The 10,698-nt window shown below is 71.7% G+C and carries 12 protein-coding genes; 7 read left to right on the forward strand and 5 right to left on the reverse strand.

What is annotated here, in order from left to right; all coding sequences use genetic code 11:
• Positions 1 to 38 precede the first annotated feature (38 nt).
• The 5 genes from ACODT0_RS39880 (at position 39) to ACODT0_RS39900 (ending at position 3,646) form a co-directional block, all read left to right on the forward strand.
• Complete coding sequence (locus ACODT0_RS39880; RefSeq protein WP_057590664.1) at positions 39 to 893, forward strand: SirB1 family protein; 855 nt, start codon at positions 39 to 41, stop codon at positions 891 to 893.
• Positions 893 to 1,318: a bleomycin resistance protein gene (locus ACODT0_RS39885; protein WP_057590663.1), complete on the forward strand. Its 426-nt coding sequence runs from the start codon at positions 893 to 895 to the stop codon at positions 1,316 to 1,318. Before ACODT0_RS39880 ends, ACODT0_RS39885 begins: the two co-directional genes overlap by 1 nt.
• A 160-nt stretch (positions 1,319 to 1,478) precedes the next feature.
• Positions 1,479 to 1,910, forward strand: a complete 432-nt coding sequence (locus ACODT0_RS39890; protein WP_296800381.1) for a YciI family protein — start codon at positions 1,479 to 1,481, stop codon at positions 1,908 to 1,910.
• A gap of 16 nt (positions 1,911 to 1,926) precedes the next feature.
• Complete coding sequence (locus ACODT0_RS39895) at positions 1,927 to 2,355, forward strand: YciI family protein (protein ID WP_057590661.1); 429 nt, start codon at positions 1,927 to 1,929, stop codon at positions 2,353 to 2,355.
• 61 nt (positions 2,356 to 2,416) lie between these two features.
• Positions 2,417 to 3,646 (forward strand): RNA polymerase sigma factor, encoded by a 1,230-nt coding sequence (locus ACODT0_RS39900; RefSeq protein ID WP_489043834.1) that lies wholly within the window; start codon positions 2,417 to 2,419, stop codon positions 3,644 to 3,646.
• Position 3,647: 1 nt separating this feature from the next.
• On the opposite strand, the gene ACODT0_RS39905 is transcribed toward ACODT0_RS39900, so the two are convergent.
• The 5 genes from ACODT0_RS39905 to purM form a co-directional block, all read right to left on the reverse strand.
• Positions 3,648 to 4,658: a GlxA family transcriptional regulator gene (locus ACODT0_RS39905; RefSeq protein ID WP_489043831.1), complete on the reverse strand. Its 1,011-nt coding sequence runs from the start codon at positions 4,656 to 4,658 to the stop codon at positions 3,648 to 3,650.
• Entirely contained in the window at positions 4,637 to 5,269 is a 633-nt protein-coding gene (locus tag ACODT0_RS39910; protein WP_489043832.1) for a DJ-1/PfpI family protein, read from the reverse strand. Before ACODT0_RS39910 ends, ACODT0_RS39905 begins: the two co-directional genes overlap by 22 nt.
• Complete coding sequence (locus ACODT0_RS39915; RefSeq protein WP_296730580.1) at positions 5,266 to 5,823, reverse strand: cysteine hydrolase family protein; 558 nt, start codon at positions 5,821 to 5,823, stop codon at positions 5,266 to 5,268. Before ACODT0_RS39915 ends, ACODT0_RS39910 begins: the two co-directional genes overlap by 4 nt.
• A 129-nt stretch (positions 5,824 to 5,952) precedes the next feature.
• Positions 5,953 to 7,023, reverse strand: a complete 1,071-nt coding sequence (locus ACODT0_RS39920; protein WP_296730578.1) for an AI-2E family transporter — start codon at positions 7,021 to 7,023, stop codon at positions 5,953 to 5,955.
• A gap of 35 nt (positions 7,024 to 7,058) precedes the next feature.
• Complete coding sequence (gene purM, locus ACODT0_RS39925; protein WP_057590655.1) at positions 7,059 to 8,099, reverse strand: phosphoribosylformylglycinamidine cyclo-ligase; 1,041 nt, start codon at positions 8,097 to 8,099, stop codon at positions 7,059 to 7,061.
• A gap of 143 nt (positions 8,100 to 8,242) precedes the next feature.
• Here purM and hda point away from each other — a divergent pair, with 143 nt between their 5' ends.
• Positions 8,243 to 8,929 carry a DnaA regulatory inactivator Hda gene (gene hda, locus ACODT0_RS39930; RefSeq protein WP_314733633.1) on the forward strand — a complete coding sequence of 229 codons (687 nt, stop codon included), beginning with the start codon at positions 8,243 to 8,245 and terminating at the stop codon, positions 8,927 to 8,929.
• A 19-nt stretch (positions 8,930 to 8,948) separates the two neighbouring features.
• Positions 8,949 to 10,556, forward strand: coding sequence for a polynucleotide adenylyltransferase PcnB (pcnB, locus tag ACODT0_RS39935; protein WP_489043833.1), 1,608 nt, complete (start codon positions 8,949 to 8,951; stop codon positions 10,554 to 10,556).
• Positions 10,557 to 10,698 lie beyond the last annotated feature (142 nt).

Here is a 10,698-nt window from a genome sequence, read left to right on the forward strand (position 1 = left end):
GCCTTGACGCTGCCGGCCCCGCTCCTCTACAAAGCCACATGACGACGTTCAGCTTCCAGGTCCCCACCGCACTCGAGTATTTCGAGTCGCTCGTGCAGAGCGACGACCAGTTCCCGCTGCTCGAAGCCGCCGCCAGCATCGCGCAGGACGAGTACCCCGACCTCGACGTCCAGCAGGTGCTCGGCGATGTCGACCAGCTGCTGGCCCGCCTCAAGCGCCGCCTGCCGTCCGACGCCGCACCGCTCGCGCGGCTGCGCGCGCTCAACCAGTTCTTCTTCAACGACCTGAACTTCGGCGGCAACGTCAACGACTACTACGACCCCGACAACAGCTACCTCAACGCGGTGCTGCGCACGCGCCGCGGCATCCCGATCTCGCTCGCGGTGCTGTGGATGGAGCTGGCGCAGGGCTTGGGGCTGCAGGCGCGCGGCATCGGCTTCCCGGGGCACTTCATGCTCAAGGTGACGCTGCCCAAGGGGCAGGTGGTGATCGATCCCTTCACCGGCAAGTCGCTCTCGCGCGAGGAACTCAGCGAGCGGCTCGAGCCCTACAAGCGCGGCAACGGCCTGGTCGGCGAATTCGACGTGCCGCTGGGCCTGTACCTGCAGCCCGCGAGCTCGCGCGAGATCATCGGCCGCATGCTGCGCAACCTCAAGGAAGTGCACCGCGCGCAGGAGGACTGGCAGCGGCTGATCGCCGTGCTCGACCGCATCATCGCGCTGCTGCCCGAGGCCTGGGGCGAGTACCGCGACCGCGGCATCGCCCATGCCGAGCAGGGCAGCACGGCCGCCGCGGTGCGCGACCTCGAGGCCTACCTGGCCCATGCCGAGGACGCGCTCGACATCGACGCCATCGCGGAGCGCGTGGCCGCGCTGCGGCGCGCGGCCAGCTGATGGCCACCCGGGCGGGCCCCACCGGCGCGCCCGCCCTCGGCGCCGTGCACGGCTTCCATGGCATGGAGCCGGTGCTGCCGGTGGCCGACGTCGGCCGCGCCGCGCGCTGGTTCTGCGAGGTGCTGGGCTTCGAGCTCGACTTCATCGCGGGTGAGCCGCCGAGCTACGGCCGCGTCAGGCAGCTGCCGGCCGGCGCCGGCCAGCCGATCTACCTGCGCCTGTGGCAGACCGGCGCGCGCGAGCCGCGTCCGTGGCGCGGCGAGTTCGTGATCCAGGTCGGCCACGACATCGACGGCCTGCATGCGGCCTACCTGAAGCGCGGCGTCACGGTCATCGAGGCGCCGGTGTCGCAGCCCTGGGGCACGCGCGAGTTCGCGATCCGCGAGCCCGACGGGCATGTGCTGCGCTTCTGCGGCCGCCCGTAGCGGCGGGCTCGCCAGAATTGAAACGCTTTTTTACAACTGGGCCGACCGATTCCTGTCGATCCGGCCGGCCGTCGCTCGACGTGGCAACAGGAGCAGGCAGATTCGAGACTTCGACGCCGTTCCCGATTTCCACTTCCAACCCCCCTCTAGGAGCAACGACATGCGATTCATGATTCTGGTCAAGGCCAATGCGGATTCCGAAGCCGGCGTGATGCCCAGCACCGAGATCCTCACCGCGATGGGCAAGTACAACGAGGAACTGGTGAAGGCCGGCGTGCTGCTGGCGGGCGAGGGCCTCCATCCCAGCTCGAAGGGCGTGCGCGTGCGCTGCGAGGGCCCGACCAAGCGCACCGTCATCGACGGCCCTTTCGCCGAAACCAAGGAGTTGCTGGCCGGCTTCTGGCTGTTCCAGGTGAAGTCGAAGGAAGAGGCCATCGAGTGGATCAAGCGCAGCCCGTTCCAGGAAGGCGAGATCGAGATCCGCCAGGTCTTCGAGGCCGCCGACTTCGGCGATTCGATGACGCCCGAGCTGCTCGCGCAGGAAGACCGCCTGCGCGCCGAGACCGAGGCCCGCACCAAGCCCGGCCACTGAATCCAGGAGAACCACCATGCGATTCATGCTGCTGATGATTCCCCACGGCTACGAGAACGCCGCGCCCGGCACCATCCCCGACGACGTCGACGCGGTGTCGGCCATGATGGCCTACAACGCATCGATGCAGGAGGCGGGCATCCTGATCAGTTGCGACGGCCTGCATCCACCCTCGATGGGCGCGCGCGTGAGCTTCCCGGGCCGCAAGCCCACGGTGGTCGACGGCCCCTTCGCCGAGGCCAAGGAAGTGCTCGGCGGCTTCTGGATCATCGACGTGCCCTCGCGCGCCGCCGCCATCGAATGGGCCACGCGCTGCCCCGGCGGCGAGAACGAGGTCATCGAGGTGCGCCAGATCCAGGAGGTCGAGGACTATCCGGCCGAGGTGCAGGCGCTGACCGCCGAGGCCTTCCCCTCGATGCAGACCCTCAAGAAGCCCGCGAACTGAGCCGGTGAGCCACGACCCGCGCACCGCCGCGATCCATCGCACCGTCGAGGCGGTGTGGCGCATGGAGTCGGCCAGGATCATCGCCACCGTCGCGCGCATGGTGCGCGACGTGGGCCTGGCCGAGGAACTGGCCCAGGACGCGCTGGTCTCGGCGCTCGAGCAATGGAGCGAATCGGGCGTGCCCGACAACCCTGCGGCCTGGCTCACCGCCGTGGCCAAGCGCCGCGCGCTCGACCGCCTGCGCCACCTGCAGCTGGCCGAGCACAAGGCCGGCGAGATCGGCCGCGAGCTCGATGCGCGGCACGAGATCGCGCAGGCCGATTTCGCCGAGGCGGTCGACACCGCGCTCGACGACGACATCGGCGACGACCTGCTGCGGCTGGTCTTCACCGCCTGCCACCCGGTGCTGTCGACCGAGGCGCGCGTGGCGCTCACGCTGCGCCTGCTCGGCGGCCTCGCCACCGACGAGATCGCGCGCGCCTTCCTGGTCACCGAGCCCACCGTCGCGCAGCGCATCGTGCGCGCCAAGCGCACCCTGGCCGAGGCGCGCGTGCCCTTCGAGGTGCCGCGCCGCGCCGAGTTCGAGCCGCGGCTGGCCTCGGTGCTCGAGGTGCTCTACCTGATCTTCAACGAGGGCTATGCCGCCACCGCGGGCGACGACTGGATGCGTCCCGCGCTGTGCGAGGAGGCGCTGCGCCTGGGCCGCATCGTGGCCGAGCTGATGCCCGCGGCGTCGGAAGTGCACGGGCTGGTCGCGCTGATGGAGATCCAGGCCTCGCGCACCGCCGCGCGCGTCGGGCCATCGGGCGAGCCGGTGCTGCTGCTCGAGCAGAACCGCGCGCGCTGGGACCACGTGCTGATCCGCCGCGGCCTGACCGCGCTGGCACGTGCCGAGGCGCTCGGCGGCGCGCTCGGTCCCTATGCGCTGCAGGCCGCCATCGCCGCCTGCCATGCGCGGGCGCGCACGGCCGAGCAGACCGACTGGGGCCGCATCGCCGCGCTCTACGACGCGCTGGCCCAGCTCGCGCCTTCGCCGATCGTCGAGCTCAACCGCGCGGTCGCGCTGTCGATGGCCTTCGGCCCGGCCGCGGGGCTGGAGGTGGCCGATGCGCTGCTGGCCGAGCCCGCGCTGCAGGGCTACCACCTGCTGCCGACGGTGCGCGGCGACCTGCTGTTCAAGCTGGGCCGGCTCGACGAGGCGCGGCGCGAGTTCGAGCGCGCGGCCGGCCTGACGCGCAACGGCCGCGAGAAGGCGCTGCTGGCGGCGCGCGCACGCGCCTGCCTGGGCTGACTCAGCCGCGCGCCAGCCCGGCCGCGTCCGACGGCGAACCCGGCAGCCCGAACTGGTGCCAAGCGCGGCGCAACTGCGTGTCGGAACCGAAGCCCGACAGCTCGGCCGCCCGCGTGACGCTGGCGCCCGAGGCCAGCGCCAGTTGCGCGGCCGCCAGCCGCAGCCGGCGCAGGTAGGCCAGCGGCGCCACGCCCGCATGCTCGACGAACAGCCGCGTGAGGTGGCGCGCCGAGGTGTGGGCCACCTCGGCCATGCGCGGCACGTTCCAGTCGGCCTGCGGCCGTTCGCTGACCGCGTCCTGCACCCGGTGCAGGGCGGCGTGCAGGTGGTTGCGGTAGGCCAGGAAGGGCGACAGCTCCGGGTCGTGGGGGCCGCGCCGCAGCGCCACCACCATGGTCTGCGCGACCTGCGCCGCCAGCGCCTCGCCGCAGGTGTCGGCGATGCGGTGCAGCAGCAGGTCGATGCCGGTGGTGACGCCGGCGCTGCTGTAGACCGGCGGGTCGAGCACGAACACCCGGTTGCCCACCACCTCGCAGCGCGGTTCCACGGCGCGCAGCTCGCCGAGGTGATGGTGGTGCGTGGTGGCGCGCCGCCCGGCCAGCGCGCCGGCATGCGCGGCCAGCAGGCTGCCGGCGCAGATGGTCAGCAGCTCGAGCCGCCCCGCCTCGAGCCGCAGGCCGCGCAGCCAGTGCAGCAGGTCCTGGGTCTCGGGCGTGTCGATCGGGATCGTGTCGCCCGGCATGCCGACCAGCACCACCCAGGCGGCGCCGTCGGCACCATCGGCGGTGAGCAGGTCCGGCAGCGGCGCCAGCCCGGTCAGCGCGATGCCGACCGAGCCGACCGTATCGGGCCGCGGGCTCGCGAACTCGATCGCGAAGCGCGGCGGCGCCCCGCTGGCGCGCAGCCGCTGGTTGGCGATGCGCAGCGCTTCGGCCGGCCCGGCCCAGTCGAGCACCAGGCTGCCGGGCAGCAGCACGAAGACGACGCGGATCAGGGTGGGTTGTGCGTCCATGCGTAATCCATCTGGCGCGCGGTGCGCTCGACCAGTTCGCGGCCGGCCAGGCGCTCGACCAGGTGCAGGCTCATGTCGATGCCGGCGCTGATGCCGGCCGAGCTCAGGATCCGGCCTCCGTCGACCCAGCGCACGCCTTCGCGCACCTCGAGCGCCGGGAAGCGCTCGCGCAGATCGGCCAGGTCCTCCCAGTGCGTGGTGACGGCCTGGTCGGTGACCACGCCGCTGGCCGCGAGCAGGAAGACGCCGGTGCAGACCGAAGCCACCAGCCGCGCGCCCGCGGCCTGCCGCGCGATCCACTGCAGCGTGGCGGCGCTCGCGAGCGGCGCGTCGACCACGCCGCCGGGCACGAGCAGCAGGTCGGCCTGCGGCGCGTCGGCCAGGTCGTGCGCGGCCAGCAGCCGCAGCCCGGCGCGCGCCTGCACCGGCCGCGCGGGCGCGCCCTCGGCCACGGCCGCGACCTCGAAGAGCGCCGGTTCGTCCGGCCGCAGTCGCCGGTGCACGCGGGTCGCGGTGGTGAACACCTCGAACGGGCCCGCGAAGTCCAGGGCCTCGATGCCGTCGAAGGCCAGGATCAGCACGCGCAGCGCGGCGGCCGGCGACGGACTCATGCCGCGCGTTCCAGCGCCTGCGCCACGCCGCAGAGGGTCGCGAAGCGCCCCGCCAGCACGGTCGCCGTGCGGGCCTTGATGTCGGCGGCCGAAAGCGGCTTGCCGTCGGGCTGCACCATGTCGAAGGTCAGCGTGGCGTCGGTCACGTAGTCGACCTCCCAGCCCAGGTCGGAGGCATGGCGGGTGGTGGTCTCGCAGCACTGCTCGGTGCGGATGCCGCTCACGATCAGCCGGCCGATGCCCTGCTGGGTGAGCCAGATGTCGAGCCCGCTGTTGACCAGCGCGCTGTGGCGGTGCTTGGTGAAGGTGGCGGCGGCGTCGAAGCCGGCCAGGCCCTCGATCGGGCGCACGAAGCCCGATTCGACCGCGAAGGGGTTGGCGGCGGTGGTCGGGCCGTCGACGTGGTAGACGCGCACGATCGGCAGGCCGGCCTCGGCCGCGCCCGCGATCAGCGCGTTCTGGGCCGCGAGATAGGGCGCCGCGAGGCTTTCGTCCCAGTACGGGCGCTGGCGGAACGATTCCTGGGCGTCGATCACAATCAGACAGGTCTTCATGGCGGATTTTCCGAAGGCGAAGTGGATGATGCGCCCGATTCTTGGCGGTTTCACGCCTGAGGGCCGCTCCGGAGCGGACCAGAATCGATCAGATCAGGACATCGCCAGGCGCGCGGGGCGCCCGCCGCCTCAGACCAGGCCGCCGGCCTGCAGCTCTTTCTTGAGGTAGGCGTAGAACAGCGGCGCCGCCACCAGCCCGGCCGGGCCGAACACCGCCTCGGCCACGAACATCACGGCCAGCAGCTCCCACACGCTCATCTGCGTGCGGCTGCCCACCACCTTGGCGTTGATCACGTACTCGGCCTTGTGGATCAGGATCAGGAAGGCCAGGCAGGCCGCGGCCGTGACCGGCGACACCGACAACGCCACCAGCGTGATCACCGCGTTGCACACCAGGTTGCCCACGATCGGCACCAGCCCGGCGACGAAGGTCAGCGTGATCAGCGCGGGCGTGTAGGGCAGGTGCGGGCCCCACAGCGGCATCAGCACCAGCAGGAAGATGGCGGTCAGCAGCGTGTTGAAGGCCGCGATCCAGAACTGCGCCGCGACGATCTGGCCGAAAGCCTGGCCGAACATCGTGATGCGCTGGTGCAGCTCCTCCGCCAGCGGCCGGCGCGGTCCGCGCGCATGCGCCACCGCGGCCAGCCCGCCGATGATCAGCCCCACGTAGGCGAACAGCAGCGCCCCGAGCCAGGCGCGGCCGGTGAGTGCCAGCATGCCGGCCTGGGCGCGCATGTAGTTCGCCACCATGCGCTGGATCTCGGCCGCGCCCTCGGGCAGGTAGACCGCGATCTCGGGCGGCAGCTTCAGCCGCAGCTCGAGCACGGTGCGCGCCGTGTAGTCGAGCAGCTCGCGGTACTGGTCGGGTGCGTCGATGACGTATTCCCGCGCCTGCGACAGCCCCACGGTGACCAGCGCGATCGGCGCCAGCAGCACCAGCGTGACCGCCAGCACGCGCGCGATGCCGTCGCCGCGCGCGCGCAGTGGCGCGAAGCGCGCCAGGCCGCGGCCGATCAGCCGCGCGAAGAAGCGCGTGGCCAGGAAGCCGATGCAGGCGCACAGCAGCCCCGGCAGCAGGTGCTGCCACATCACGAGCATCAGGCCCGCGAGCATCAGCAGGTAGCTGGCGATCACCACGTTGCGCGGGGCGCTGCGTGGCGGCACGGGGGCGATGGGAGCGGTGGGCGGGGGCTTGGTCATCCGGGAGGGCGCTTGCGCGTCGAAACCCGGTGGGTTCAGGCGACGACCACGGCGGCGCCTTCGCCGCGCTCGGCGATCGCGCCGATCTCGTGCACCGTCTCGCCGGCCGCGCGCAGCGTGGCGGCGCAGGCGGCGGCCTCGGCCGCGTCGATCACCACCACCATGCCGATGCCGTTGTTGAAGGTGCGGTTCATCTCGATGTCGTCGATGCCGGCCACCTTCTGCAGCCAGGCGAACAGCTCGGTCTGCGGCCAGCTGCCCTTCTTCAGGTGGGCGGCGGTGCCCTCGGGCAGCACGCGCGGAATGTTTTCGAGCAGGCCGCCGCCGGTGATGTGGGCCAGCGCCTTGATCGGGTGCTTGCCGAGCGCCTCGAGCACCGGCTTCACGTAGAGGTGGGTGGGCTCCATCACGGCCTCGCGGAAGGGCTTGCCGTCGAGCGTGGCGGGCAGCTCGGCGCCGGCACGTTCGATCACCTTGCGTACCAGGCTGAAGCCGTTGGAATGCACGCCGGCCGAGGCCAGGCCCAGCACCACGTCGCCGGGCTTGACGTTCTGGCCCGTGAGGATCTTCGACTTTTCGACCGCGCCGACCGCGAAGCCCGCCAGGTCGTACTCGCCGGCCGGGTACATGCCGGGCATCTCGGCGGTTTCGCCGCCGATCAGCGCGCAGCCCGAGAGCTCGCAGCCGCGCGCGATGCCGCCGACCACCGCCGCGGCGGTGTCGACGTCGAGCTTGCCGCAGGCGAAGTAGTCGAGGAAGAACAGCGGCTCGGCGCCCTGCACCAGCACGTCGTTGACGCTCATGGCCACGAGGTCGATGCCGACCGTGTCGTGCATGTTCCATTCGAAGGCCAGCTTGAGCTTGGTGCCCACGCCGTCGGTGCCGCTCACCAGCACCGGCTCCTTGTAGCGCTTGGGCACCTCGAACAGGGCGCCAAAACCGCCGATGCCGGCCAGCACGCCTTCGCGCAGGGTCTTCTTCGCGAGCGGCTTGATGCGGTCGACCAGCGCGTCGCCGGCATCGATGTCGACGCCGGCGTCCTTGTAGCTGAGCGGAGTGGGCAGAGGGGAGGTCATGGCTGGTTGGAAGCGAGAGGAATGGAAAGCGCGCCGGCCGCGATGGCACCCCGGGGGGAGGGTCAAAGGGCGAAACGGCCGGGCCGATAGAATTCCGGACGATTTTACGGGCGTTGACCGCCCCCTCCATGAACCTTCCCGGGATGAAACAGCTCGCGCTCGATATCGGCATCGCGACGGGCCCCAGCTTCGACGCCTTCTTTGCCGGCCCGAACGAGGCGGCGCTGCGGCACCTGCAACTGTGGGTGGGCGGCGCCGGCAGTCCGGCGCTCCACTCGCCCGTGCCCACCTACCTGTGGGGCGAAAGCGGCAGCGGCAAGACCCACCTGCTCGAATCGGTGCGCGTGGCGCTGCGCGAGCAGGGCGCCAGCGTGGGCTGGCTGCACGCCGGCCTGCTGGAGCCGCCCGAGTTCGACGAGCGCTGGGTCGCCGTGCTGCTCGACGAGGTGCACCTCTACACTGCCGTGCAGCAGCACGCGGCCTTCAACTGGTTCGTCAATGCGCAGAGCCTGCAGCGCGGCGTGGTGGCCGCGGGCGCGCTGCCGCCGGCCGATCTGCCGCTGCGCGAGGACCTGCGCACCCGCCTCGGCTGGGGCCACGTGTTCCATCTGCAGGTGCTCGGCGAGAGCGAGCGGCGCGCCGTGCTGCGCCAGGCCGCCGATGCGCGCGGCGTGATGCTGTCCGACGATGTCCTCGACTACATGCTGCACCGCTTCAGCCGCGACCTCGGCAGCCTGATGGAGCTGCTCACGCAGCTCGACGGCTATGCGCTGCAGACGCAACGCGCGATCACCATTCCGTTGATCCGCTCCATGCTCGAAAACGAATAAGAAGAACCCTTCTCAACCAATGATCAAGAAATTCATCGACAAGCTGCTCGGCAAATCCGCCGGCGGCGCACAGGGAAAGAGCCGCTTCGGCAAGCGCGAGGAAGTGCCGGCGGAGGTTCACCGGATCGATCCGGCCCTGGTCGACGAACGCGCGAAGAACGTGGTCACCACCCTGCAGCAGGCCGGTTTCGAGGCCTACGTGGTGGGCGGCGCGGTGCGCGATCTGCTGCTCGGCCTGCGGCCCAAGGACTTCGACGTGGCGACCAATGCCACGCCCGAGCAGGTCAAGGGGCTGTTCCGCCGCGCCTTCATCATCGGGCGGCGCTTCCGCATCGTGCACGTGGTGTACGGGCGCGGCCGCGAGCACGAGGTGATCGAGGTCTCGACCTTCCGCGCCTACATGGACGCGGCCGCGGCCGGCCAGGTCAGCGGCAACGAGCGCACCAGCAAGGGCGAGCTCGCGGGCATGACCCATGCCGTGGACGCCAGCGGCCGCGTGCTGCGCGACAACGTCTGGGGCCCGCAGGAGGAAGACGCCGCGCGCCGCGACTTCACCGTCAACGCGATGTACTACGACCCGGCGCGGCAGGTGGTGATCGACTACCACCACGGCATCCGCGATGCCCAGAAGCTGGTGCTGCGCATGATCGGCGACCCGGCCGTGCGCTACCGCGAGGACCCGGTGCGCATCATCCGCGCCATCCGCTTCTCGGCCAAGCTCGCGGCCCTGGGCTTCAAGCTCGAGCCCAAGACCGGCGCGCCGCTGGTCGAGTCGAGCAAGCTGCTGGCCGACGTGCCGCAGAGCCGCCTGTTCGACGAGATGCTCAAGCTGCTGCAGACCGGCCATGCGATCGCCACCGTCGAGCAGCTGCGCAAGCTGGGGCTGGCCAGGGGCATCTATCCGCTGCTCGACGTGGTGGTGGAGCGCGCCGACCTGCCGTTCGTGAAGGCCGCGCTGCAGGACACCGACCGCCGTGTCGGCGAGGGCAAGCCGGTGGCGCCTAGCTTCCTGCTGGCCTGCGTGCTGTGGGCCGACGTGCGAGACGGCTGGGCCCAGCGCCAGGAAGGCCGCAATGGCCAGCGCGCGCAGCCGCCGTTCCCGGCGCTGCAGGACGCGATCGACGACGTGTTCAACGCGCGCATCGGCGACGTCTCGGGCCGCGGCAAGCTGGCCGCCGACATGCGCGAGATCTGGATGATGCAGCCGCGCTTCGACAAGCGCACCGGCTCCACGCCCTACAGCCTGGTCGAGCAGGCGCGCTTCCGTGCCGCTTTCGACTTCATGCGCCTGCGCGCCGACGTGGGTGAGGTCAGCGAGGCCATCGCCGAGTGGTGGCAGGAGTTCAGCACCTCGGACGACACGCGGCGCCAGGACCTGCTGGACCAGGTGCGCGACGAACAGAAGACACGCCAGCGCGTGCGGGTGCGCAACACCGCGCCCGCGACCGGTCCCGTGGTGGTCAAGAGCGCCGCGCGCGGCGACGAGCGCGCGGACGACGAGGCGGCCGACGGCGAAGCCGGTGCTGCCGTGCCGCCCGATGGCGAGGCGGCCGCGCCGCGCAAGCGCCGGCGCCGCCGCAAGCCGCGTACCGGTGGTGAGGGCGGCGCGCCAGCCGCGTCCGAATGAGTACCGCAGGGCGCCCGCCGGGCGGCAAGGGCGCGGGCGGCCGCAAGCCCGCGGGGGGCGGCGAGGGCCGTCGCCAGGCACCGCGCGATGCCCGCGATGGCGATCGCAAGCCCGGCGGCCGCGGCGCCAGTTCCGCCGGCCC

This window comes from Variovorax sp. FG153, assembly GCF_057809595.1.

Excerpts from the sequence above, each read along its gene's own strand:
- ACODT0_RS39880 (WP_057590664.1), top strand. The coding sequence starts at position 39 with ATGACGACGTTCAGCTTCCAGGTCCCCACCGCACTCGAGTATTTCGAG.
- ACODT0_RS39885 (WP_057590663.1), top strand. The coding sequence starts at position 893 with ATGGCCACCCGGGCGGGCCCCACCGGCGCGCCCGCCCTCGGCGCCGTG.
- ACODT0_RS39890 (WP_296800381.1), top strand. The coding sequence starts at position 1,479 with ATGCGATTCATGATTCTGGTCAAGGCCAATGCGGATTCCGAAGCCGGC.
- ACODT0_RS39895 (WP_057590661.1), top strand. The coding sequence starts at position 1,927 with ATGCGATTCATGCTGCTGATGATTCCCCACGGCTACGAGAACGCCGCG.
- ACODT0_RS39900 (WP_489043834.1), top strand. The coding sequence starts at position 2,417 with ATGGAGTCGGCCAGGATCATCGCCACCGTCGCGCGCATGGTGCGCGAC.
- ACODT0_RS39905 (WP_489043831.1), bottom strand. The coding sequence starts at position 4,658 with ATGGACGCACAACCCACCCTGATCCGCGTCGTCTTCGTGCTGCTGCCC.
- ACODT0_RS39910 (WP_489043832.1), bottom strand. The coding sequence starts at position 5,269 with ATGAGTCCGTCGCCGGCCGCCGCGCTGCGCGTGCTGATCCTGGCCTTC.
- ACODT0_RS39915 (WP_296730580.1), bottom strand. The coding sequence starts at position 5,823 with ATGAAGACCTGTCTGATTGTGATCGACGCCCAGGAATCGTTCCGCCAG.
- ACODT0_RS39920 (WP_296730578.1), bottom strand. The coding sequence starts at position 7,023 with ATGACCAAGCCCCCGCCCACCGCTCCCATCGCCCCCGTGCCGCCACGC.
- purM (WP_057590655.1), bottom strand. The coding sequence starts at position 8,099 with ATGACCTCCCCTCTGCCCACTCCGCTCAGCTACAAGGACGCCGGCGTC.
- hda (WP_314733633.1), top strand. The coding sequence starts at position 8,243 with ATGAAACAGCTCGCGCTCGATATCGGCATCGCGACGGGCCCCAGCTTC.
- pcnB (WP_489043833.1), top strand. The coding sequence starts at position 8,949 with ATGATCAAGAAATTCATCGACAAGCTGCTCGGCAAATCCGCCGGCGGC.